Source organism: Streptomyces sp. NPDC058665, from assembly GCF_042714995.1.
Lineage (GTDB): Bacteria > Actinomycetota > Actinomycetes > Streptomycetales > Streptomycetaceae > Streptomyces.
In genome coordinates, this window is the sequence record NZ_JBHXRX010000008.1 from 45,074 (window position 1) to 68,134 (window position 23,061).

Genomic DNA, 23,061 nt, shown 5'->3' on the forward strand with positions numbered 1-23,061 from the left:
CGGCAGGAAAGGAGCCTCCTCATGCCCGACACATCCTCCGCGTCACCCCCAGTGGCAGCCGCCGCCGACCCCACCGCGCCCGTCGGTCCGGCCGTCGTCTGCCGGGGCGTGTCCAAGGTCTTCGGCCGGACCTACGCGGTCCGTGACGTCGATCTGGAGATCCCGGCGGGCACGGTCCACGCGCTCGTCGGTGAGAACGGAGCCGGGAAGTCCACCCTCCTCGGCATGATCAGCGGCCGGCTGGCCGCCGACATCGGCACCGTGGACGTGTTCAGCACCCCGCTGGACGCGGGCGGCCCCCGCAAGGCCCGTGGGCTGGGACTGGTCACCGTCTACCAGGAACTCACCATGATCCCGGCGCTCAGCGCCGAGGCCAACGTGTTCCTCGGCGGCAACCTCAGCCGTCGCGGTCTGCTCTCGCACCGAGAGATGCGCCGCCGCTACCTGCGGATGTGCGAGGACTTCGAGGTGGACATCCCGCCCGAGGCCCTGGCTCGCACCCTGTCGGTCTCCCAGCAGCAGATCCTGGAGATCATGCGCGGTGTCCAGGCCGACGGCAGGATCCTGCTGTTGGACGAGCCCAGCGCCGCGCTCGCCGAGCACGAGCGGGACATCCTCTACCGCGTCCTGGACCGGCTGCGCTCCCAGGGCACCACGATCGTGTTCGTCAGCCACAACCTGGAGGAGGTGCTGCGGCTCAGCGACAGCATCTCGGTGCTGCGCAACGGTCAGCTCGTGGAGAGCGCGCCCCGTGAACGCTGGAACCGGCAGGCACTGATCCGGGCCATGGTCGGCCGCGAGATAGAGGTGACCGCCCGGGGCGGCACGCACGAGCCCGGCGGACCGGCGCTGGAAGCCTCCGGGGTGGATCTGCCCGGGGTCCTGTCCGGCATCGACATGCGCGTCCACGAGGGCGAGATCGTCGGCCTGTGGGGCCTGGTCGGCTCGGGACGCACCACCTTCCTGCGGTCCCTGGCCGGTCTGGAACGGTCCTCCACCGGTGAACTGCGCCTGGGCGGACGGCCGGTGCCCTGGCCGCGCTCGGCCCGGCAGTCCATCGCCGCCGGAGTGGTCATGGTCCCCGAGGACCGCAGGAACGGTCTGATCCCCGCGATGGACGGCACCGACAACGTCAGTGTCGGCGTCACCAGCTTCACCCGGGCCGGCCGGATCGATCACGGCGACGAACGCGACCGTGCCGAGCGATACACCCGGTACTTCGGGTTCGACCCGGCCCGGCTCGGCGCCCCGGTGCGCCATCTGTCCGGCGGCAACCAGCAGAAGGTGCTCCTCGCCAAGTGGGCCGCCCGCACCCCGCGGGTCTTCCTCATCGACGAACCCACCCGGGGCATCGACGTCGGCGCCAAGTCGGAGGTGCTGGCCTCCCTGGTGCGACTGGCTGAGGACGGCGCCGCCGTCGTCGTCACCTCCTCGGAGCTGGAGGAGGTCCTCGCCATCGCCAACCGGCTGCTGGTCTTCGCCGGCGGCCGGGTGGTGCGCGAGATCCCCGCCGACTCCCCGGAATTCCGGGTGCGGGACATCGTCAAGCTCGGCTTCCACGACAAGGCCGCCGAGTGAGCGGGCGCGGCGGCCCGGACCGCCCGCGCACCCCCGGCCGGGCCGCGCCCGGCCCGCCGACCCGTCGCACCACCGTCCCGAGCTCCGACACCAGCACCGACACGACCACCCGCGAGGTGAGCTGAAGTGACCCCCTCCACCGTCTCCCAACCGTCCGCTCCGGCGGGCGACCCCGCCGTGGCACCGCCCCGGAGCGCCCCTCCCGGCGGCGAGGACCGCGCGGCCCGGCTGCGGGCCTACGCCCTGCGGTTCAGCATGCTCTGGGTGCTGCTCCTGCTGATCGCCGCCGCGACCGTGCTCTACCCGGGCTTCCTGAAGCCCGCCAACCTCCAGGACATCCTGACCCAGAACGCCGCCGTCGGGATCATCGCCGTCGCGATGACCTTCGTCATCATCTCCGGCGGGTTCGACCTGTCGGTGGGCGCCACCTACGCGCTCGGCTCCACGGTGTTCGCCGGTGTCACCAAGAGCACGGGCTCGGTTCTGCTGGCCGCGGTCTGCGCGATCCTGGCGGGCCTCGCCGTGGGAGCCGCCAACGGCACGATCATCGCCCGCTGGAAGGTCAACCCGTTCGTCACCACCCTGGGCATGTCCTCGGTGATCGCGGGCCTGGCGTACGTGTACTCGAACTCGGCGCCGTTCATCGTCGACGATGTCTCCTTCCAGTACCTGGCGCTGACCGCCGTCGCGGGAGTGCCGCTGCCGATCTGGATCTTGATCGGCATCTTCGTGGTGGGCTCGCTGCTGCTCTCGCAGACCGGTTACGGCCGGAACATCTTCGCCATCGGCGGCAACGAGGAAGCCGCCCGGCTGTCCGGGCTGCGTGTTCCGTGGCTGGTCGGCAGCGCTTACGTGATGACCGGTGTGACGGCCGCGCTGGCCGGCATGATCGACGCCTCCCGGCTCGGGGTGGGGCAGGCCGATGTCGGAGCCACCGTGGCCCTGGACACGATCGCCATCGTGGTGGTCGGCGGGACCTCGCTGCGCGGCGGCGAGGGCGCGGTGTGGCGTTCGGCGGTGGGCCTGCTGATCCTGGCCACGCTGACGAACGTCTTCTACAGCCTCAACATCAGCCAGCACTGGCAGCTCATCGCCAAGGGCGTCATCGTCGTGACGGCCGTGGCCCTGGACTCGCTGCTGCGCAACCGCCGTACCTGAGCGGGGGTGGACCGGGCCCGCCCGGATCCCCGCGTCACACATGTCGCCGGACCGGGCGGGCACCGGTCCGGCTTCACGCCTGCCCCGCAGGCCCCGGAAACCCTGACAGTGAACACAAATGATTCCTTACTCGTTCGTTACACGTAACTCTGTCGTATCCGCAGGTACCTGGGCATGATGGGCCCGGTCAGCGGTGGCCGCCCGAACTCACGCGGCGGGCCGCGTACCAAGGGACAGGAGATGACGCCTGTGTCCGCTCGGAAACGAACCGCACCCTCTTGGCCCGCCAAAGACGCGCTCCCGCTTCCCGCCTCCGCGATCATGCTCGCCGACGGCACCGTGGAGGCGGCCGAGGACAGCCGGCCAGGCGCGGCACCCGGCCCCGGCCCGGCGGTGGCCTTCCTGCGTGAGCATCCCGAACTCGCCGGTCTCGTCGTGGCCTGTCTGCGCACCGAAGCTGGGCGCAGCGGCTTCATGTGGACGGACGGCACGGCCCGTACCCTCGTCAGGGTCTGGGTCGACCCGTTCACCGACCCTCGCGGCAATCCGATGGGCCGGGTCCTGGTGGAGCCGTGCCACCCGTCGCCGTACGGACTGACCCTGCGCGAGCTGGACGTGCTCACCCTCATCGTCGCCGGGCTCACCAACAACGAGATAGCGGAGCGGCTCTTCACCAGCCCACGAACCGTCACTACCCATGTGGACCGGCTGCTGACGAAGCTCCATCTGTCGGGGCGGGCCGCCGCGGCGGCGCTCGCTCTCGACCAAGGGCTGGTACGGCTGCCCTTCCCCGGCGGGGACACGGCGTTCGAGCGGCTCGGGCTCGGCAGGATCGCCACCGCGGCCCGGGGCGGCGCGCCCGTCCCCTCTCCCGTGCCGGGTCCCACGCGCTCGCTGCGCCGCCGTCCGCTGATGCTGGGCGCGGCCCTGCCATTGACCGGCCCGGCCGCCGCCGACGGGCGCGAGATGCTGCTCGCCACCCGACTGGCCCTGGAGGAGATCAACGACCAGGGGGGCATCTCGGGCCGCCGTATCGAACTGGTGACCGCCGACTTCGACGTGACCGTGCCGTCGGCCGTGCAGGCGGCGTTCACTGAACTCGTCGAGCAGGAGGTGGACGCGCTCACCTCCGGCTACATCGGTCCGCAGGACGTGGCCCACGAGATCGCCGCCGACTACGGCCGCCCGTATCTGCACGCGGCGGCGCTGGACTCGATGGTCTCCCGGGTGGCCGAGGACCCCGAGCGCTACGGCGGAATCTTCCAGGTCTGTCCCAGCGACACCCGCTACGGGCCCGGTTTCGTGCGCTTCCTCACCTCGCTGCGGGACAGCGGTGGCTGGTCTCCGGAATCGAACCGGCTGATGGTGGTCCAGGGCATGTGGCCGCTGGGGGATCTGGGCCGCAGCGAGATGTCGGCGGCCGTGGAGGCGGGCGGCTGGACCTTGGAGACGGTGTCCGAGGTGGGCATGTCCGACGCGGCCTGGCAGCAGATCGCCCGCCAGGTACGGGCCGCCGCACCTGCTGCCGTCCTGGTCGGGCACTACTTCATGCCGGGCAGTCTGGCCTTCTTGCGAGAGCTGCTGTACGACGGTCCGCCGATCCTCCCCTATCTCCTCTACACGCCCTCCATCCCGAGCTTCCGCCAAGAGCTCGGCCCGCTCTCCGAGGGCCTGCTGTGGGCCACGGTCACGGGCACCTACTCCGACCACCTGGGCCGGTCCTTCGCGGCCCGCTACCGCTCCCTGCACGGCGTTTCCCCCGGCCGCTCGCACGCCGGCATCGCCTACGACAGGGCCCGGATGATCGCCGGCGCGTGGTCCCAGGTCGACGACCCACGTGACCACCGCCGCGTGGCCAAGGCCATCCGTGCGACGATCCACCGGGGCGTCAACGGCGCCTACTACCTGGCGGACCCGGGCCAGGCCGCGCTGGCCTACCCGGAGATGACTCCCGATCCGTCCATCGGGCAGGCCCACCTCGTCTACCAGATCCAGGACGGCCGTCAGCGCATCCTCTCGCCGACCCCGTACTGCGACGGCCGTTTCCAGCTTCCGCCGTGGTACGCCACGGGTGCGGGTGCCCGCACCGGGACACCGCCGGGTGCCTACGTCAGGGGAGTCCGGGCCCGCACCAGGTGACGGCTCGGAGGGCCCGGGAAACCGAGGAGACCCTCTGGTCCGGCACCCGCACGGCACAGCTGTGACGGCCGGGGAAGAGCGTGCTCCGGCGGCGGCCCCGGTCCAACCGGCGTCGATCGTCGCGTCGTTGTGGAAAAGGGCCGGTCGCCGACCGTACCGCGCCGCTGCGGGTTCATCGTCAGCGCGACCTCGGCGCGTTCGCCGTTCGCGTGCGGTACTGGGCACACCCGCAGCGTGAACTCCCGCTGCCGTACCGGGCATTGCTCCCCGAACCTCGGTGTACCGCGCCCCGGCTCGTGCATCCGGCACAGCCATGTCCAAAAACTTTCTTGTCATCCATTGACTCGCTCCGCGCCCGACTCCTATTGTTCCGGCCAAAGCAACAGCGTTTCGCTCACTGGAACGTCTTCCGGCTTGGCTGTGTGGAACCACCCGAGGAGTCGTGGTGAAGAACGCAGGCATAGAGCAACTAATCATGCCATTCCGTATAGGTGGCCTCGACGTACGCAATCGTGTGTTCGTTCCGGGGCACACGACGAACTTCGGCCACGCGAATCATCCGACCCGGCGCCATGCGCACTACCACGCCGAACGGGCGCGGGGTGGTGTCGGGTTGATCATCACCGAAGCGGTACGGGTCCACCCCACCAGCGCGGGGCGCCACATCAGCCTCGGCTGTTTCGACGACACCTCGGTGCCCGCCTACGCGGCGGTCGCCGAAGCCGTCCACGCACACGGCGCCCTGGTCTTCGCGCAGCTCATGCACGCGGGCCGGCAGGCGAACGGCGACGCCACCCGCACGGCCGCATGGGCACCGATGGACGTGCCCTGGGCGGCGGGCGCCGCGATACCCCACGCCATGGGACCCAGCGACATAGCGGTGGTCGTCGAAGCCTTCGGTGAGGCGGCCCGCCGGATGGGCGAGGCCGGATTCGACGGTGTCGAGATCCACCTCGGCCACGGTCATCTGCTCCAGCAGTTCCTCTCTCCCTTCACCAACCGGCGCACCGACCGCTACGGCGGCAGCGAGGAGAACCGGCTCCGGCTCGTCCGGGAGGTTCTGGAGCGGGTACGTGAGCGCGCCCCGGACCTGCCGCTGGGCATCAGGGTGAGCGCCGACGAATTCCTGCCGGGCGGCCTGGGACCGGCCGAGGTCATGGCCGCCGTCGGCGAACTGCGCGCCGAACACCCGCTCGCGTACGTCCATGTGAGCCACTCCGCGTACCACGGCAGTACCTCACTGGCCACGCAGATGGCCGACATGAGCTTCGGGCACGCGCCGTTCCGGCACCACGCGGCCCTGTTCAAGGAGGCGTTTCCGGGTCTGCCCGTGCTCGCCGTCTGCCGGCTGGACAGCCTGGCCGAGGCGGCGGTGCTGGTCGAGGAGGGTGCGGCCGACCTCGTGGGGCTCGCCCGGCCGCATATCGCCGACCCCCATCTGGTCCGCAAGACACTGGACGGCCGCGCGCACGAGATCCGGTCCTGCCTCGCCTGCAACCAGGGGTGCGTGGGACGGCTGGAGGCGAGCCTGCCGATCTCCTGCGTGGTGAATCCCGAGGTCGGGGCGGAGCACGAGTGGAACGCCGTACGCCTCGCCGGACCGGCCCCCGCCCGGCGGGTCATGGTCGTCGGCGGGGGACCGGCGGGGATGGAGGCCGCCCTGTCCGCCCGGCGGGCCGGTCACGAGGTGACCCTGATCGAGGCCGCCGACCACCTCGGCGGCCAGATCGTCCGCGCCGGATCCGTACCGGGCCGGGAGCGGCTGACCCTGATGACCGACGAACTCGCCCGGGACCTCACCCGCGCCGGAGTGACCGTACGGACCGGCGAACGCGTCGTCGCGGCCGACCTGCTGCCCGGGGGACGGCACGAGGGCTGCGACGGGGTGATCCTGGCAACCGGATCGCTGCCCCGAAGGCGCGAACTCCCCCTGGGACCCGAGGTGTTCGACCTCTGGCAGGCGGTAGCCGCACTCTCCGCCAAGCGCTCTGACATACCGTCAGCTCTGCGCGGCACGGTGGTGATCCGCGACGACGGCGGCGACTGGCCGGCCGCGTCGCTCACCGAGTGCCTGGCGCGCGAGGGGGCCGCCGTACACCTGGTGACCCCGTCGGCTGCGCTCTTCCCGCGTATCACCACCTACTCCAGGCTCGGCCTCACCGGGCGGCTGGGCGCCCTGGGGGTGAAGGCCCGCCCCCTGCGTACGGTCGTGGACGCCGTCGGCCACCGGGTCACTCTGCGGGACACCCTGAACGGCGACACCGAGGAGCTCCACGGCGTCACCGCCGTTGTCGACGCGGGCCTGCCGACCGCGGCCGACGACCTCTACCGCGCGCTCGACGGACACCCCGACGCGCCACCTGTGCTGGTCGTGGGAGACGCCAACGCGCCACGCACCGCGCTCGAAGCCATCTACGAGGGACGCATCGCAGGAACGTTTCTCTCCAGTGCGGCGAGCGGCGCCGGAACCCTGGCCGCCGCCGGCGCCGCCGCCGTCCCCGCCCACTGAACAGCACCACCACCGCACCCCCGCAGCAGCTATCACCGCACCACTCCACCCGTTCCGCGTACCGCGAAGCTCCGCCGCACACGTACCGAGAAGGAGTCGTCATGATCGATATCGAGGACCGGCTGACGCTCGACGAGCGCTCCCGTGTCGACTACATCCTGGCCCTGCGCAAGCAGTGGGCCAACACCGTCTATCCCGCGCTGACGCGGGAGTACGCCGCGGACGGGGAGCCGCCGGCGGACACCGTCGAGCGGGCGGCGAACCGGCTCCACGAGCTCAGCCTCTACCCGTGGTTCAGCCATCTTGAGCGGGTCCAGCAGAAGATGCTGTGGAAGGCGGCCGGCGAGGCGGTGCTCAGCCGCCGCGCACAGCTCACCGAGCAACTGGCCGAGGCCACGGCGGACGGCGCGGGCACCCTCACCCTCAACTCGTCCGTCGAACTGCCCTCCTGGTACACGGACTTCGACATCCACATCCAGCCCGGCGGCTTCTACTCCGACGACATGTCCGCCTACGTCTACGAGTTCGGCGCCCGCATCGTGATGCTGCGCGACAACGACGGCTACAAGTTCCACAAGCTGTTCGCGCAGACGGCACTCCCCGAACTCCCCTCCGCCGAACGGGTCGTGGACATCGGCTGCGGCTTCGGCAAGAGCACCCGGCCGCTCGCGGGCAAGTACCCCGGCGCGGAGATCATCGGGGTCGACCTCGCGGCACCGGGCCTGCGCCTGGCACACGCCGAGGCAGCCGCCGAGGGCCTCACCCTCAGCTACCGCCAGGCCGACGGCCGCGCGACCGGACTGGAGTCCGGGTCCTGCGACGTCGTCACCGGGACGATGGTGCTGCACGAGATGCCGTCCGACGCGGTCCGCGAGACCATCCAGGAGGCCGTGCGGCTCCTGAAGCCCGGCGGGGCGCTCCGCTTCCTGGAGTTCCAGCCGACCGGCGACCCGTTCCGCGACGCCACCGTCTTCGAGCACGCCGAACGGAACAACGAGCCCTTCTTCCACGACCTCTTCGGGTCCGACCTGCTCGCGATGTGCCGGGAGGCCGGGCTGACCGGCGCCTCCTGGGCCCCCTTCGACGAGCGCAACGACGGCGTCCGCGAGGACGGCTGGGGCGACCGTCGCGAATGGCACTTTCCCTGGGCCGTACTGGCGGCGAACAAGCCGGAGGAACGATGAGTGACGAGTTCGACTACTTCAAGGACCCGCGCATCGGCAAACTGCTCGACCTGGTCCTGCAACTCAGCACCGACGTCCATGTCACCGCCCAGCGGACCATCGCCCTGGAGGCGCTGCTGGTCAGGAACGGCACGCTGAAACAAGGGGAGTTGGACTCCTTCCTCCCCGAGCCCGCCGAGCAGCAACTCCTCGACCGCGGACGGGAGGAGATGCTGGGCCGTCTCGTCAGCATCCTCTCCGAGGCGGGACCCGCCGAGCACCCGCTGCGCGACCAGTGGGAAGAGCTCCTGACAAGACGGGCCGGCTGATGGACGCCCGGCCCGAGCAGCCCACCGCCCTGGTGGACCGCTATCTGCGGCTGTGCGAGGACCGGGACCTGGAGGCCGCGGCGGATCTGCTGGCCCCGGGCGTGGTCCTGGTCTTCCCCGGCGGCCGGCGGCACGCCTCGCTCGCCGCGATGGCGGCCAGCGCCCGCGGCGACTACCGCTGGGTGCGCAAACGGCGCGAGCGGTACTTCGCCGCCCCGCTGCCCGACGGCTCGGGTGCCACCGCCGTCACCTCCCTCGGCACGCTCTACGGGGAAGACCTCGCGGGCAGCCCTTTCGAAGGCATCCGCTACGCGGACGTCTTCGTCGTCCAGGACGGCCTCATCGCCGAACAGCACGTCTACAACGATCTCGCTCTCACCGGAACATCCCGCTCCACCGCCATCGGCGCACCCTCAGACCCACCGATCCGAACGAGGTGTCGGACATGAAGCGTTCCCTACGAATCGGCTGCGCGGCGCTCGCCGTCGCCGCACTCTCTGCCACCGCCGCCTGCGGTGGCGGATCGGCCTCCTCCAGCAAGGAGAAGAACGGCACGGCGACGATCGAGTTCTCCATCGCATCGGCCGTGATCGGTCCCAAGGAAGAGGTCGCCACCTATGCCGTCGGCAAGGAGGAGGGCTTCCTCGACAAGGAGCGGATCAAGGTCAAGACCTCCAACGCGGACGGCTCGGTGGCCGCGCTCCAGGCCGTCGCGTCCGGCAGCGCCGACATCACCGCGGCCGACGTCGGCGCGATCCTCGCGGCCCGGGAGAAGGGCGTACCGGTCAAGGCGATCGGCGGACTGGTGCAGAACTGGCCCTGGGTGATGGCCGTTCCGCCCGGCAGCGACATCAAGACCGCGGCCGACCTCAAGGGCAAGAAGATCGGCGTGATCTCCCTCGCCTCGGGATCGGCGATCTACGCGAGGGCGTACGCGGCGAACGCAGGACTGGACGAGAAGGACGTCGAACTGCTCCCGGTGGGCGTGGGCGCGCAGGCCGCCTCAACCCTCAAGGACGGCAAGGTCGACGTGCTCGCCCTCTACACCCAGGCGTACACCACGATCGAGAACACCGGCACGACCTACCGCTACCTCGACAACCCGGACATGTTCCAGGGCATCCGCTCCATCACCTTCGCGGTGCGCGACGACACGCTCGACAAACGCCGGGACGAACTCGTCCGGTTCCTGCGGGCCTCGTACCAGTCGATGCTCTTCTCGGCGGTCAACCCGGAGGCGGCGATGAGGGACGGATACAAGGTCTTCCCCCAGGTCCTCGCCGGCAAGTCGGCCGACGACCGCATCGCCGGCGACACCAAGATCTTCGAAACCTGGATGAAGTCGGCCACCCCCAGCAGCGGGAACCCCGAGGACTTCGCCGACTGGGGTGCCATCAGCGACCAGGAGTGGCTGAAGACCGAAACGTACACCAAGGAGTCCGGACAGATCACCAAGGACGTCCAGATGGACGACGTCTGGGACGACAGCCTCCTCAAGGACGCGAACGACTTCGACTCCGCGGCCGTCGTCGCCCGCGCGCAGAAGGCCGGGACGGCCACCGAGTAGCACCGACCAGCACCGACCGGAAACGGACCGAGAGTTAAGGACGCCAGCATGGCCATCAGAACACTCGGCCGCCGACAGGCGGCCGCACCGGCCCCCACGGCTGACGAGACGGCCTGGATCGAGGTGGCCGGACTGGAGAAGCTGTACCGCCCCCGCAGGTCGGAACCGACCCGGGCCCTGTCGGACATCGATTTCCAGGTACGGCGGGGGGAGTTCGTCTCCGTCGTCGGCCCCTCCGGCTGCGGCAAGACCACGATGCTCAAGATCCTCGCCGGCCTCATTCCCAAGACCGCGGGCACGGTGCGCGTGGCGGGGCGCGAGGTGACGGGGCCGCTGCCGGAGATCGGCATGGTCTTCCAGGCGGCGACGCTGCTGCCCTGGCGCACCATCCTGGAGAACGTGATGGTGCCCGTGGAGGTCCAGCGGCTGGACCGGGCGCGCTACCGAGAACAGGCCCGCCGGCTGCTGAACATGGTCGGCCTCGACGGATTCGAGGGCAAGTACCCGCACGAGCTGAGCGGCGGCATGCAGCAACGAGCCGGTATCTGCCGGGCGTTGGTGCACGATCCGGCGGTACTGCTCATGGACGAGCCGTTCGGTGCCCTCGACGCCATGACCCGCGAGTACATGAACGTCGAACTCCTGCGCATCTGGCGGGAGAGCGGCCAGACCATCGTCTTCGTCACCCACTCCATTCCCGAGGCGGTCTTCCTCTCGGACCGGGTCATCGTGCTCACCCCCCGGCCCGGACGGATCGCCGAGGTCGTGGACATCGATCTGGAACGGCCGCGCGACCTCGGCGTGATGGCCTCCGACCGGGCCGGGGTGTACGTGGACCGCATCCGCCGCCATTTCCACGCCACCGGCGTGATGGGCTGAGGAGGCCCTCCGATGACGATCACCAAGACCGGCACCGCCGGCACCTCACCGTCGGACACCGACCCGGGTCCGCCGAAACGCGGACGCCGCCTGCCGCGCCTGCCCGATCTGCGCGAGCGTCCCGAATTCATCCTGGTCCCCGGCGTGTTCGTGCTGGTCGTCCTGGTGTGGGAGTACGCCATCAGGCCGCTCGGGATCGACGAGTACGTCCTGCCGCGCCCCTCGCAGATCGCGGACGCGCTGTGGACACAGCTCAACGACCCACTGTTCTGGTCCCACTTCAGGGTCACGCTCCAGGAGTCCGTGCTCGGCTTCCTGCTCGGTGTGAGCGCCGCGATGATCCTCGGTACCGCGATCAGCCAGGTACGGATCATCGAACGCACCTTCATGCCCTACATCGTGGCGTTCCAGACCGTGCCGAAGGTGGCACTCGCCCCGCTGTTCGTCGTCTGGTTCGGCTTCGGCATGACCAGCAAAGTCGTGATGGCCGCGGTCATCTCGTTCTTCCCGGTGCTCGTCAACGTGATCGAGGGGCTGCGGTCGGCGGACGCCGACCGGATCCAGATGCTGACCGTGTTCGGCGCGAGCCGGGCCCAGGTGTTCCGGATGGTCCAGCTCCCCAACGCGCTGCCGTTCATCTTCGCCGGGCTCGACATCGGGATCGTGTTCGCGATCCTCGGCGCCGTCGTCGGCGAGTTCATCGGTGCCAAGGAGGGCCTCGGCTATCTGCTGCTCCAGACGAACTACAACTTCGACATCGCCGGCATGTTCGCGGTGCTGCTCGTCCTGTCGGTGCTCGGCCTGCTGGCGCACTTCGTCATCCGCTTCGCCCAGCGCCGGCTCGCCTTCTGGTCCGAGGAGAACCGGGTGATCGCGTCATGACCGACCCCGTCCGGCTCGACGGCCATGTCGCGCTGGTCACCGGAGCGGCACGCGGCATCGGCGCGGCCGTGGCCCGCAGGCTGGCCTCACTCGGCTGCCGGGTCGCCCGCGCGGACCTGGCGGCTCCCGCCGACTGGGAGCCCGCCGGGCCGGACGGGGACGGTCACACCCGCCACCGTGTCGACGTCCGCTCCACGGCGTCCTGCGAGGAACTTCTCGCGGAGGTGCTCGCGGCGCACGGCCGTCTCGACCACCTGGTGAACAACGCCGGAATCGTCCGCAGAGGACCGGCGGCGGACATGACCGACGACGACTTCACCACCGTCGTGGACGTCAACCTCTCCGGTACCTTCCGGGTCACCCGCGCCGCCCACCCGGCGCTGAAGGCCGCCGGTTCGGCCAGTGTCGTCAACATCGGCTCCACCAACGGCCGGATCGCGGTCCGCGACTCGCTCGGCTACTGCGTCAGCAAGGCGGCCGTGATGCACATGGCCAGGGTCCTCGCCCTGGAGTGGGCACCCGACGGGATCAGGGTCAACGCCGTCGCCCCGACCATCGTGAGCACCGACATGACGGCGGACGTCCGAGGCGACGCCGACTACCTCCGGGACAAGCTCGCCTCCATTCCGCTGGGGCGCATGGCAGGCCGGGACGACGTGGCCAACGCGGTCGCCCATCTGCTCAGCCCCGCGGCGGCGATGACCACCGGCCACACCCTGTTCGTCGACGGCGGCGCCACGATCCACTGACAAGAAGGAAGAGAAGAACCGATGCCCGAACCGGACCTCTCCGCCGCACTCGACGCGGTCGACACCCACTTCGACACCTTCGTGACCGAACTCCGTGACCTCTGCCGCATCCGCAGCCGCCGCCAGGAGGCGGACCAGATGCGTGCCACGGCCGACTTCCTCGCCGGTTCCCTCGCGCGCTGGGGCGGCAGCGCCGAAGTCATCCCCTGGCAGGAGTCACACCCCTACGTCCTCGGCGAGATACCCGGCGGCCGGCGGTCCCTGCTGCACTTCAACCACTACGACGTCGAGGTCGAGCCCACCGGCGACGACGACGCCTGGACCAGCCCGCCGTACGCGGCGGACGTACGCGACGGAAAGCTGTACGCCCGGGGCGTCGCCGACGACAAGGGGGCGCTGCTCTCCCGGGTGCACGCCGCCGCCGCGTGGCGGCTGGCCGGCCTGGAGGCCCCGGTCACCAGCCGTTTCATCATGGAAGGCAAGAAGTGGCTGCACAGCCCCGGCCTGGACTCGTTCGTCGCCGCCCACCGCGACCGGCTCGCTTCCGACGGGGCGCTGTGGGAGAACTCCTGGGTCGACGGCCAGGGCCGCCCGCTCCTCAAACTCGGTGAGAAGGGCGTCCTCTACCTCCGGCTGACCGCCACCACCCTCAGCCGCGAACTGACCAGCCAGAACACCGCGTTGCTGCCGACGGCCACCGCCCGCCTCGCCGCCGCGCTCAGCACCCTCCAACGGCCGGACGGCACGGTCACGGTCGACGGATTCGCCGACGGCGCGCGGCAGCCGACCGAGGACGAGCTCGAACTGCTGCGTCAACTGCCCTTCGACGGAGCCTTTCTGCGGGAGCGGGCCGGAGTCGACTCCTTCGTCGGCGGTCTCGACGACACCGAGGCCGCCATCGCCATCCGCACCAGGCCCACCCTCACCGTCACCGGGATCGAGGGCGGCGACACCCGCGACGACATCACCCTCGGGCTGCCCGCCACCGCGACCGCCAAGATCGAGATTCGGCTGATCGCCGGCCAGGACCCGCAGAAGGTCTTCACCATCCTGCGCAAGCACCTGGTGGAGCACGGATTCGGTGATGTCTCTCTGGAGATCATGGCCGCCAGCCGTCCCCATCTCACCGACCACCGGGACCCGTTCGTCGCGCTGGTGGCCGACGCCGCCCGGCGGGCGTACGGCACCGAACCGATGGTCGAGCCCTTCACCCAGTGGATCGGCAACCAGGGCGCCCTGGGCGGCCACTCCATCGTCGGTGTCGGCGTGTCCCGCGCGGACGCCGGGATCGACGGCCCCGACGAACACATCCTCCTGGAGGACTACCGCACGGGCGTCAAGCACGTCATCGAGGTGATGGCCGCCCTGGCCGCGACGGAGGAGAACCGATGACCACCCATCTGCGGGGCTCCGCCCACCGCGACTACGTCACCCTGCCGTGGGGCCGGGTCCACTACCGGCACGCCGGTGACCAGGACGCCCCGGTGGTCCTGATGCTGCATCAGTCGCCGCTCTCCTCGGCCACCTACGAGCCCGCCCTGGCCCCGCTGGCGGCCAGGGGCGTACGGGCCGTGGCCGTGGACACCCCCGGATTCGGGATGTCGGACGCGGCTCCCGGGCCCTGGTCGATACCGGAGTACGCGCGGGCCGTCTGGCAGATCGCCGACGCGATCGGCCTGGACAGCGTCCATCTGCTGGGCCAGCACACCGGGGCGATCGTGGCCGCCGAGGCCGCGCTGCAACAGCGTCGACGGGTCCGCGGACTGGTCTTCCAGGGCATCCCGCTCTACTCCGACGAGGAACGGGCCGAGAAGTCCGCCTCGTACGCGCCCGGTTACACACCCGCCGATGACGGCGGCCATCTGCGGGTGATCTGGGACCGTGTGCGGTGGCTGTACCCGACGATCGGCGCGGAGTCCGCCAGCCGCCAGGTCGCCGAATACCTCAGCGTCGGCCCCGACTACGCGGTGGCCTACCGGGCGGTCTTCGCCCACCGTCTCGACACGGCGGCCCTCGCCGGCATCCCCACCCTGCTGCTGCACGGCGGCGACGACGTGCTCAACCGGATGAACAAGGAGGTCCAGGCCGCCTTCCCGGACGCGCCCCTGACGGTGATCCCCGGCGGCACGGACTTCGTCGCGGAGGAACAGCCGGAGGAGTTCGCGTCCGCGCTCGCCGCCCACGTACGGGCCCACGCCGACGGCGAGTCCGGCGAGTCCGGCGGGGCAAGCGCGGCCGGCGCGCGAGGCCGGGGCACCGCCCCCGTACCGCTGTCGAAGTCCTTGTACACGGCGACGGTCGAGGCCGAGGGCGGCCGGGCGGGCCGGGTCCACTCCCTGACCGGCGCACTGGACCTGCCGCTCTCCCGCCCGGCAGACCGTGCCGACGGAGATCCGGGCAGCGACCCGGAAGAACTCTTCGCCGCCGGTTTCGCCGCCTGCTTCCGCAGCGCACTGGACGTGGCGGCGCGCCGGCGCCGTACCGCGCTCGCCGCGACGACGGTCACCGCCTCGGTCACCCTGGGCACCACCGCGTCCACGGGCGGCTCAGGCCCCGACCGCTACGGTCTCGCCGTCGCGCTGCACGTCAGCGACCCCGGCGTACCGGCCGACGAGCTGACCGAACTGGTCGCGGACGCCGACCTGATCTGTCCCTACGCCAACGCGATACGCGGCAACATACCGGTGTCCACACAGGTGACAGGGAAAGGCTGAGCGGCTTGTTCCCTTGCCCCCGTCCCCCCACCCGGCCGCGCCGGCGGCCACGACACGACAGAGGACCCCATGACCACCGAGGACAGCCTCGCCCACCCGGACCAGCCCCGATCGGGCATCGCCCGCGCCCTGGCGGTCATCGACGCCATCGGCCGTTCGCCGCAGAAGCACGGGGTGTCGACGATCGCCCGGGAGACCGGTCTGTCCAAAGCGGTGGCCTACCGCATCCTGCGGGAACTGGTGTCGGGTCAGTTCCTGCGCTTCGACGAGGACACCAAGCTCTACGGACTCGGCCCCGGGGCCCTGAACATCGGCCTGGCCGCCATGCGTGAGCTGGACATACCCGCTGTCGCGCACCGTCATCTCGCGACCCTGTCCGAGCTGACCGGCCAGACGAGCACCCTGTCCGTGCGCCAGGGCTGGTCCCGCGTCTACGTCGACCAGGTGCTCTCCCGCCACGAGATCCGGATGTCCGTCGCGCTCGGCACCAGCCATCCGCTGCACGCCGGGTCGTCGTCCAAGGCGATCCTCGCGGCGCTGCCCGACTCGGAGGTGGAGGACTACATCGGCCACCACGAGCTGGACAGGGTCACGGCGGCCACGATCACCTCCGCCGACCTGCTCAGGGAGGAGATCGCCCGGATCAGGAGGCTTGGCTACGCGGCCAGTTACGGGGAGCGGCAGACCGAGGCGGCCAGCGTCGCCGCCGCCGTGCACGGGGCCACCGGACAGGTGGTCGCCTCGCTGTCGGTCTGCGGCACCAAGGCGATGTTCGACGGCGACGGCAGCAGCCAGGAACGGCTGGGCGAAGCGGTGGCCAGGGCGGCGGCGGCGGTCTCCGCCGATCTGGGCGCCGGGCACCGGAGCCCGGCGGGCGGCACGGCGGGTGTGACGCCCGTACCGCGGCAGAACGGGCGGGCAGGTCTGTCCGCCGTCCCACGAGAGGAGCACCATGAGTGACCCGACCGCCCCGGCGGAGGGCTCCGCCGAGGTCCCGGCGGCCCCGCCGGGACCTCTCCACGGACTGCTGGTCATCGACGCCTCGACCATCCTCGCCGGCCCGCTCTGCGCCCAACTGCTGGGCGACTACGGCGCGGACGTCATCAAGATCGAGCATCCCGTCGCCGGCGACGGCATGCGCGGGCACGGCCACACCAAGGACGGCCACGCCCTGTGGTGGAAGGAGATATCCCGGAACAAGCGCACGGTCGGCCTCAGTCTCTCCGTCCCCCGGGGCGCGAAGATCTTCCGCTCCCTGATCGCCCGTGCCGACGTCCTGGTCGAGAACTTCCGCCCCGGCACACTGGAACGCTGGGGCCTCGGCCCCAAGGAACTGCACCGCGTCAACCCGGGTCTCGTCATCGTCCGGATCACCGGCTTCGGACAGACCGGCCCCTACGCGGGCCGGGCCGGATTCGGCACCCTGGCCGAGGCCATGAGCGGCTTCGCCCATCTGACCGGGGCTGACGACGGGCCGCCCACCCTGCCGGCGTTCGGGCTCGCCGACAGCCTCTGCGGGATCGCCGCTTCGTCGGCGGCGGCCATGGCCCTCTTCGCCCGGGAACGCGACCCGCACCGCCGAGGCCAGGTCGTGGACATGAGCCTGCTGGAGCCGCTGATGACCGCGGTCGGTCCCTCGCCCACGGTCTACGACCAACTCGGCCTGGTGGAACGGCGGCACGGCAACCGCTCCACCAACAACGCGCCACGCAACACCTATCTCACCTCCGACGGCCACTGGGTCGCGGTGTCCACCAGCGCCCAGGTCATCGCCGAGCGTGTACTGCGCCTCGTCGGCCACCCGGAGGTCATCGACGAGCCGTGGTTCGCGTCCGGGGGCGGCCGGGCCGCGCACGCCGACCTCCTCGACGGCATGGTCGGCGACTGGATCGCGGCCCGTACCCGGAACAAGGTGATCGAGGAGTTCACGGCGGCCGGCGCGGCGGTGGCGCCCGTCTACGACGCCCGCGACATCGTCGCGGACGAGCACATCCGGGAGACCGGGATGATCACCGAGGTGGCTGACGACGACCTCGGACCGCTGCTGATGCACAACGTCATGTGGCGCATGTCCCGGTCGCCGGGATCGATCCGCTTCACCGGCCGGTCCCTGGGGGCGGACACGGAGAGCGTCCTGGTGGACGAACTCGGCCTGGACCCCGCCGAGGTGGCGCGGCTCCGCGAGGAACGCACCGTCGCCTGAACCCATGGGGAGGACCGGACCGGCCGACCCGGCCGCCAAGGACCACCCCGGCCGCCAACGACCGCACGACGTACCCGGCCCCGTGCCGGGAGCCGCACTTCGACCAGAAACGGATACTCCAGTGAGCAGCACCACGACATCGTCGGGCCCGCTGGCCCGACCGGGCAGGGACCGCCTCCTGGACGCGCTGCGGGACGGCGTACGGGCCTACGACCTGGCGCGGCCGATGTTCATCGGCATGCCGCAGTCCCCCAACCACCCGGCGTACTGGCACACCCTGCCGCGCCGCCACGGAGACCGGACCAGATCCGACGGGGGCTCGGCCGCCAACGACATGCTCGTGATGGGCACACATGTGGGCACCCATATCGACGCGCTCGCGCATGTCTCCCACAACGGCCTGCTGCACGGCGGAGTCGACGCGGTGGAGGCGGGAGCCGGCGGCGTCTACGCCGACCACGGAGTCCACACCATCGAGCCCATGGTCCGCCGCGGCGTCCTGCTCGACATCCCCGCCCTGCGCGGCGACGAGTGCTGCCCGCCGGGTTACGAGATCACCCCGGCCGATCTCGAAGCGGCCGAGCGGCGGCAGGGCACCGAGATCGGCGAAGGTGACGTGGTGCTGATCCGCAGCGGCTGGGGACGCCACTTCAACGACCCCGACACCCGGACCTATACAGGAGGGGAGTCCGGTGTGCCGGGGATCTCGGAGGCGGGCGCGCGCCTGCTGGCCGCCCGGCGGGTCCACGCGGCGGGCGCCGACACCATCGCCTTCGAACGGCTGGCGCCCGGCCAGGGACACAGCGTGCTGCCCGCGCACCGGGTGCTCCTGGTGGAGTCCGGCATCTACATCATCGAGACGCTGGCCCTGGAGGAGATCGCCGAACAGCGCGTGTACGAGTTCACGTTCGTCCTCACGCCACTGCCGCTGTACGGCGCCACCGGGTCACCGGTGCGTCCGCTGGCGCTGGTCGGAGACGACCGGCCGGGCACCGGGAGGGCCGATGGCTGAGCCGACACTCGCCGGTGAGCTGGCGGCCTTCGCCGCGGGCACCCCGTACGACGCGCTGCCCGAGGATGTGACCCACAGCGTCGGCCGACGGGTCCTGGACATCCTCGGACTGTGCGTCGCCGCCCACCGCCTGCCCACCAGCGGCGCGATCATCGCGCACGTCACCGAGCAGGGCGGACGCCCGCAGGCCCACGCGGTCGGCGGCGGCCCCCAGGCGCTGCCGGCCCCGCTGGCCGCGCTCGCCAACGGTGTACTCGCCCACTCCCTGGACTACGACGACACCCATCTGCCGTCCGTGCTGCACCCCAGCGCCTCCGTCGTTCCCGCCGCGCTCGCCGCCGCCGAACTGGCCGGCGCCTCCGGCCGGGAGACCGTACGCGCCGTCGCCGTCGGCCTGGAGGTGTGCGTCCGGCTCGGGATGGCCGGCTACGACCCGGAGGCGGGCAACTCCACGTTCTTCGAGCACGGTCAGCACGCGACGTCCATCTGCGGGACGCTGGGCGGCGCCGTCGCCGCAGGGACCCTGCTCGGCCTGGACGAGGGCGGGCTCACGGATGTGCTGGGCATCGCCGCGTCCACCGCGTCCGGCATCATCGAGGCCAACCGCACCGGCGGCACCGTCAAACGGCTGCACTGCGGGTGGGCGGCGCACTCCGCCGTCACCGCGGCACAGCTGGTGGCCCGGGGCTTCACCGGACCGCCGACCGTGCTGGAGGGCAGGTTCGGCTTCTTCCAGGCGTTCCTGCACGGTGTCTACGCGCCGGAGGAGATCACCCGCGGCCTCGGCACCGACTGGGCCGTACCCGGCATCTTCTTCAAGCCCTACCCCGCCAACCACTTCACCCACACCGCGGTGGACGCGGCCCTGGAACTGCGCCGCCGGGGACTGGTCGCCGAAGAGGTGGAGTCCGCCGTACTCGGGGTGCCCGCCCCGGTCCTGCGGACCATCGGCCAGCCGCTGGAGCGCAAGCGCGCGCCGGAGAACGGATACGAGGCCCAGTTCAGCGGTCCGTACGCGGTGGCCGCCGCGCTCTACGGGGCGGGCGAGGGGCTGGGCGTCGGCCTCGGCGACTACACCGACACGCTGGCCCAAGAGCCGCGGCGGCGCGCCCTGATGGCGAAGGTCGACGTGGTGGCGGACGCGCGCGCCACCGCCGGCTTCCCGTACCAGTTCCCCGCCACGCTGACCGTCCGCGACACCCGCGGCCGGACCTGGCACACGGAGATGCTCACCAACCGGGGCGGCACCGACCGTCCGCTCACCGACGGTGAGCTGGAGACGAAGTTCCGGGACAACACGGCGGGCCGGCTGTCCCCGGCCACCGCCGACGCCGTGACGGCGCGGGCCCGGCGGCTCGACAAGCTCGACGACATCCATGAACTCCTCGGCCTTTTGGCGGAGTTCGACAGCGACAGCGGGAGGCAGTGAGATGAGCGACTACGACCTTGTGGTGAAGAACGCCCGGGTGGTCAGCCACGAGCGGGACGAGCCCGTCGCGGCGGACATCGCGGTCCGCGACGGCCGTATCGCCCTGGTGGCGCCGGAGATCGGTGCCGGTCCCGGCACCGAGGTGGTCGACGCCGGCGGCAGGCTCGCCTTCCCCGGTGTGGTGGACGCGCACCAGCACTGGGGCATCTACAACGAGCTTGCGCAGGACGCCGGTTCGGAGAGCCGGGCCGGCGCGCAGGGCGGGGTGACCACAGCGCTCACCTATATGCGGACCGGGCAGTACTACCTCAACAAGGGCGGCCCGTACGCGGACTTCTTCCCGGAGGTGCTCGCGGCGGCCGAGGGCCGCGCCCACATCGACTACGCGTTCCATCTGGCGCCGATGAGCCGGGGCCACATCGACGAGATCCCCGATCTGATCGAGCGGTTCGGGGTGAGCTCGTTCAAGATCTTCATGTTCTACGGCAGCCACGGACTGCACGGGCGTTCCGCCGACCAGAACTCCTTCCTGATGACTCCGGAGGGCGAACGTTACGACTACGCGCACTTCGAGTTCGTGATGCGCGGCATCCAGGCGGCGCGCGAACGCTTCCCGGAACTCGCCGACCAGATCTCGCTGTCGCTGCACTGCGAGACGGCGGAAATCATGAGCGCGTACACCAAACTGGTCGAGGACGCGGGGGAGTTGACTGGCCTGGCCGCCTACCACGAGTCCCGGCCACCGCACTCGGAAGGGCTGGCCGTCTCCATCGCCGCCTATCTGGCGCACGAGACCGAGCTGCCGACGATCAACCTGCTGCACCTCTCCTCGCGCAAGGCGGTGGACGCGGCGGTCCGGATGGCGCGGGCCTTCCCGCACATCGACTTCCGCCGCGAGGTCACGGTCGGACACCTGCTCGCCGACATCACCACCGCGCAGGGACTCGGCGGCAAGGTCAACCCGCCGCTGCGGCCCCGTGAGGACGTCGAGGCACTGTGGGAGTACGTCATGGACGGCACCGTCGACTGGGTGGTGAGCGACCACGCCTGCTGCCGCGAGGAGCTGAAGTTCGGCGAACCGAAGGACGACGTGTTCCTGGCCAAGTCCGGTTTCGGCGGCGCCGAGTATCTGCTGCCGGGACTGATCACCGAGGGGAGCCGCCGGGGTCTGTCCTACGGCCGGATAGCGGCGCTCACCTCCTGGAACCCCGCTCAGCGCTACGGGCTCGGCACCAAGGGGGCGATCGCCGTGGGCCACGACGCGGACTTCTGTCTGGTGGACCCGGACACGCACTGGACCGTACGGGCCGCGGACTCCGAATCGGCGCAGGAATACACGCCGTTCGAGGGCTTCGGACTCACGGCACAGGTCACCGACACCTTCCTGAGGGGCCGCCGGATCCTCCGGGCGGGCAAGCCCGTCGGCGAACCGTCCGGCCGCTATGTGCACCGGCCGGTGGCGCGTCCGTGACACACGGAGCGGCTGTGAGATCCGCGCTGTACGTCCCGGGCGACCGGCCGGACATGCTGGCCAAGGCGCCGTCCCGGGGCGCCGACGCGCTCATCGTCGACCTGGAGGACGCCGTCCCGCTCGCGGGCAAGGACCGGGCCAGAGCGACGGTCGCGGCCTGGCTCGCCGGGCGGGGGACGGAGCCGGCGGGACCCGCGATCTGGGTACGGGTCAACCCAGGGGAGCGCGGGCACGACGACGTACGCGCGCTGCTGGGCAGGGGGGTCACCGGCTTCTTCGTCGCGAAGACGGAGTCGCCGGAGGATATCGAAGCCGTGGCCGGCCTGCTCGCGGACGACCCGTCGGCGGTGCTGTGCCCGGTCCTGGAGAGCGCGGCGGCCGTCCTGGCGGCCCTTAGTATCGCCAACTGCCCACGGGTGGCACGTCTTCAGCTGGGGGAGGCCGATCTGCGGGCGGAACTCGGGGTCTCCCTCGGCCCGGGAGAGCCCGAACTGCTCTGGGCCCGGTCCCATGTGGTCCTCGCGTCGTCGGCGGCGGGTCTCGCCCCGCCCATGGCACCGGCCGCCACGGACGTGGGTGACCTCGGGGCGCTGAGGGCGAGCACGGAGTCGTTCAAACGACTGGGCTTCCGCGGGCGCACCTGTGTGCATCCCGCCCAATTGCCGGTGATCCACGAGGTGTTCACCCCGACCCCCACCGAACTGGCCGACGCCCGCGACCTGGTGGACCGCTTCGATTCCGCTGCCGGCGGAGCGATGCTGGACGAGGGGGGCCGCCTGATCGACGAGGCGATAGTCCGCCGAGCCCGCCGCCTGCTCTCCGAGACCGGGACAACCCTGTCCGGCGCTTGAGGCCGACGCGGCGGGGCGGCTCGGGGCAGTGACCAACCTGGGCCTGCCGCCTGCTCTCGGAGGTCCGGACAACCTCGTCCGGCACGCGAGCCGACGCGGGCCGGACGGCCCCGGTGAGACCAACCCGGGCCCGGTCCCGTACGAGCCTGGGCGGTCTCCGTAAGGCCCCGCCCGGCTCACAGCGGCCGGGCGCGCGCTCTTCCCCGTAGCCCTTCGGGCACGGGAGGCGCCGCGCGCGTGGTCCTCGGTCGCCCAGGTACGTCCAGCAGGACAGCGATCCCCCGCCCCGCGCCGCACGCGCGCCAGGCCGTGTCTGACGCGTGGCGCCTGGCGCGCGGGGTCCGGGGCACGGTCGCCCCGTCGTCGGAGTCGGCCAAGTACACCCGGTGCGAGACCGATCCTCCGCCTTGCGAGGGCACCGGCCGCCC

19 protein-coding genes are annotated in these 23,061 nt (G+C 71.2%); all 19 read left to right on the forward strand.

What is annotated here, in order from left to right:
- The first annotated feature begins 21 nt into the window (after nt 1–21).
- The 19 genes from ACFWV8_RS07110 (at nt 22) to ACFWV8_RS07200 (ending at nt 22,633) form a co-directional block, all read left to right on the forward strand.
- The gene (locus tag ACFWV8_RS07110; RefSeq protein WP_384198741.1) at nt 22–1,578 is read left to right on the forward strand and encodes a sugar ABC transporter ATP-binding protein; all 1,557 of its coding nucleotides are present in this window, start codon (nt 22–24) and stop codon (nt 1,576–1,578) included.
- Nucleotides 1,579–1,704: 126 nt separating this feature from the next.
- Nucleotides 1,705–2,736, forward strand: a complete 1,032-nt coding sequence (locus ACFWV8_RS07115; protein ID WP_384198743.1) for an ABC transporter permease — start codon at nt 1,705–1,707, stop codon at nt 2,734–2,736.
- 249 nt (nt 2,737–2,985) lie between these two features.
- Nucleotides 2,986–4,875 (forward strand): ABC transporter substrate-binding protein, encoded by a 1,890-nt coding sequence (locus ACFWV8_RS07120; RefSeq protein WP_384198745.1) that lies wholly within the window; start codon nt 2,986–2,988, stop codon nt 4,873–4,875.
- 475 nt (nt 4,876–5,350) lie between these two features.
- On the forward strand, nt 5,351–7,384 hold the full coding sequence (locus tag ACFWV8_RS07125) for an FAD-dependent oxidoreductase (protein WP_384198747.1): 2,034 nt from the start codon (nt 5,351–5,353) through the stop codon (nt 7,382–7,384).
- 101 nt (nt 7,385–7,485) lie between these two features.
- Nucleotides 7,486–8,568: a class I SAM-dependent methyltransferase gene (locus tag ACFWV8_RS07130; RefSeq protein ID WP_384198749.1), complete on the forward strand. Its 1,083-nt coding sequence runs from the start codon at nt 7,486–7,488 to the stop codon at nt 8,566–8,568.
- A complete protein-coding gene (locus ACFWV8_RS07135) occupies nt 8,565–8,876 on the forward strand; it encodes a hypothetical protein (protein WP_384198751.1) in 312 nt (103 codons plus the stop codon). Before ACFWV8_RS07130 ends, ACFWV8_RS07135 begins: the two co-directional genes overlap by 4 nt.
- Nucleotides 8,876–9,325, forward strand: a complete 450-nt coding sequence (locus tag ACFWV8_RS07140; protein WP_384198753.1) for a nuclear transport factor 2 family protein — start codon at nt 8,876–8,878, stop codon at nt 9,323–9,325. Before ACFWV8_RS07135 ends, ACFWV8_RS07140 begins: the two co-directional genes overlap by 1 nt.
- Complete coding sequence (locus ACFWV8_RS07145) at nt 9,322–10,443, forward strand: ABC transporter substrate-binding protein (RefSeq protein ID WP_384198755.1); 1,122 nt, start codon at nt 9,322–9,324, stop codon at nt 10,441–10,443. The genes ACFWV8_RS07140 and ACFWV8_RS07145 overlap by 4 nt, the downstream gene beginning before the upstream one ends.
- A 48-nt stretch (nt 10,444–10,491) precedes the next feature.
- Nucleotides 10,492–11,322 (forward strand): ABC transporter ATP-binding protein, encoded by an 831-nt coding sequence (locus tag ACFWV8_RS07150; RefSeq protein ID WP_384198757.1) that lies wholly within the window; start codon nt 10,492–10,494, stop codon nt 11,320–11,322.
- Nucleotides 11,323–11,334: 12 nt separating this feature from the next.
- On the forward strand, nt 11,335–12,204 hold the full coding sequence (locus tag ACFWV8_RS07155) for an ABC transporter permease (protein ID WP_384198759.1): 870 nt from the start codon (nt 11,335–11,337) through the stop codon (nt 12,202–12,204).
- Nucleotides 12,201–12,953, forward strand: a complete 753-nt coding sequence (locus ACFWV8_RS07160) for an SDR family NAD(P)-dependent oxidoreductase (RefSeq protein WP_384198761.1) — start codon at nt 12,201–12,203, stop codon at nt 12,951–12,953. The genes ACFWV8_RS07155 and ACFWV8_RS07160 overlap by 4 nt, the downstream gene beginning before the upstream one ends.
- Before the next feature lie 21 nt (nt 12,954–12,974).
- Nucleotides 12,975–14,345 (forward strand): M20/M25/M40 family metallo-hydrolase, encoded by a 1,371-nt coding sequence (locus ACFWV8_RS07165; protein WP_384198763.1) that lies wholly within the window; start codon nt 12,975–12,977, stop codon nt 14,343–14,345.
- Nucleotides 14,342–15,667 carry an Ohr family peroxiredoxin gene (locus ACFWV8_RS07170; RefSeq protein WP_384198765.1) on the forward strand — a complete coding sequence of 442 codons (1,326 nt, stop codon included), beginning with the start codon at nt 14,342–14,344 and terminating at the stop codon, nt 15,665–15,667. Before ACFWV8_RS07165 ends, ACFWV8_RS07170 begins: the two co-directional genes overlap by 4 nt.
- A 69-nt stretch (nt 15,668–15,736) precedes the next feature.
- Nucleotides 15,737–16,627, forward strand: a complete 891-nt coding sequence (locus ACFWV8_RS07175) for an IclR family transcriptional regulator (RefSeq protein ID WP_384198767.1) — start codon at nt 15,737–15,739, stop codon at nt 16,625–16,627.
- Complete coding sequence (locus ACFWV8_RS07180; protein ID WP_384198769.1) at nt 16,620–17,870, forward strand: CaiB/BaiF CoA transferase family protein; 1,251 nt, start codon at nt 16,620–16,622, stop codon at nt 17,868–17,870. The genes ACFWV8_RS07175 and ACFWV8_RS07180 overlap by 8 nt, the downstream gene beginning before the upstream one ends.
- A gap of 121 nt (nt 17,871–17,991) precedes the next feature.
- A complete protein-coding gene (locus ACFWV8_RS07185) occupies nt 17,992–18,882 on the forward strand; it encodes a cyclase family protein (RefSeq protein WP_384198771.1) in 891 nt (296 codons plus the stop codon).
- Nucleotides 18,875–20,311: an MmgE/PrpD family protein gene (locus ACFWV8_RS07190; RefSeq protein WP_384198773.1), complete on the forward strand. Its 1,437-nt coding sequence runs from the start codon at nt 18,875–18,877 to the stop codon at nt 20,309–20,311. The genes ACFWV8_RS07185 and ACFWV8_RS07190 overlap by 8 nt, the downstream gene beginning before the upstream one ends.
- Before the next feature lies 1 nt (nt 20,312).
- A complete protein-coding gene (locus ACFWV8_RS07195) occupies nt 20,313–21,782 on the forward strand; it encodes a dihydroorotase family protein (protein WP_384198774.1) in 1,470 nt (489 codons plus the stop codon).
- Nucleotides 21,783–21,796: 14 nt separating this feature from the next.
- On the forward strand, nt 21,797–22,633 hold the full coding sequence (locus ACFWV8_RS07200; protein WP_384198776.1) for an HpcH/HpaI aldolase/citrate lyase family protein: 837 nt from the start codon (nt 21,797–21,799) through the stop codon (nt 22,631–22,633).
- Nucleotides 22,634–23,061 lie beyond the last annotated feature (428 nt).

Bases quoted from the DNA above. Each gene is read 5' to 3' on its own strand.
- ACFWV8_RS07155 (WP_384198759.1), top strand. From the start codon at position 11,335: ATGACGATCACCAAGACCGGCACCGCCGGCACCTCACCGTCGGACACC.
- ACFWV8_RS07130 (WP_384198749.1), top strand. From the start codon at position 7,486: ATGATCGATATCGAGGACCGGCTGACGCTCGACGAGCGCTCCCGTGTC.
- ACFWV8_RS07150 (WP_384198757.1), top strand. From the start codon at position 10,492: ATGGCCATCAGAACACTCGGCCGCCGACAGGCGGCCGCACCGGCCCCC.
- ACFWV8_RS07165 (WP_384198763.1), top strand. From the start codon at position 12,975: ATGCCCGAACCGGACCTCTCCGCCGCACTCGACGCGGTCGACACCCAC.
- ACFWV8_RS07160 (WP_384198761.1), top strand. From the start codon at position 12,201: ATGACCGACCCCGTCCGGCTCGACGGCCATGTCGCGCTGGTCACCGGA.
- ACFWV8_RS07110 (WP_384198741.1), top strand. From the start codon at position 22: ATGCCCGACACATCCTCCGCGTCACCCCCAGTGGCAGCCGCCGCCGAC.
- ACFWV8_RS07140 (WP_384198753.1), top strand. From the start codon at position 8,876: ATGGACGCCCGGCCCGAGCAGCCCACCGCCCTGGTGGACCGCTATCTG.
- ACFWV8_RS07135 (WP_384198751.1), top strand. From the start codon at position 8,565: ATGAGTGACGAGTTCGACTACTTCAAGGACCCGCGCATCGGCAAACTG.
- ACFWV8_RS07145 (WP_384198755.1), top strand. From the start codon at position 9,322: ATGAAGCGTTCCCTACGAATCGGCTGCGCGGCGCTCGCCGTCGCCGCA.
- ACFWV8_RS07175 (WP_384198767.1), top strand. From the start codon at position 15,737: ATGACCACCGAGGACAGCCTCGCCCACCCGGACCAGCCCCGATCGGGC.
- ACFWV8_RS07125 (WP_384198747.1), top strand. From the start codon at position 5,351: ATGCCATTCCGTATAGGTGGCCTCGACGTACGCAATCGTGTGTTCGTT.
- ACFWV8_RS07180 (WP_384198769.1), top strand. From the start codon at position 16,620: ATGAGTGACCCGACCGCCCCGGCGGAGGGCTCCGCCGAGGTCCCGGCG.
- ACFWV8_RS07195 (WP_384198774.1), top strand. From the start codon at position 20,313: ATGAGCGACTACGACCTTGTGGTGAAGAACGCCCGGGTGGTCAGCCAC.
- ACFWV8_RS07190 (WP_384198773.1), top strand. From the start codon at position 18,875: ATGGCTGAGCCGACACTCGCCGGTGAGCTGGCGGCCTTCGCCGCGGGC.
- ACFWV8_RS07170 (WP_384198765.1), top strand. From the start codon at position 14,342: ATGACCACCCATCTGCGGGGCTCCGCCCACCGCGACTACGTCACCCTG.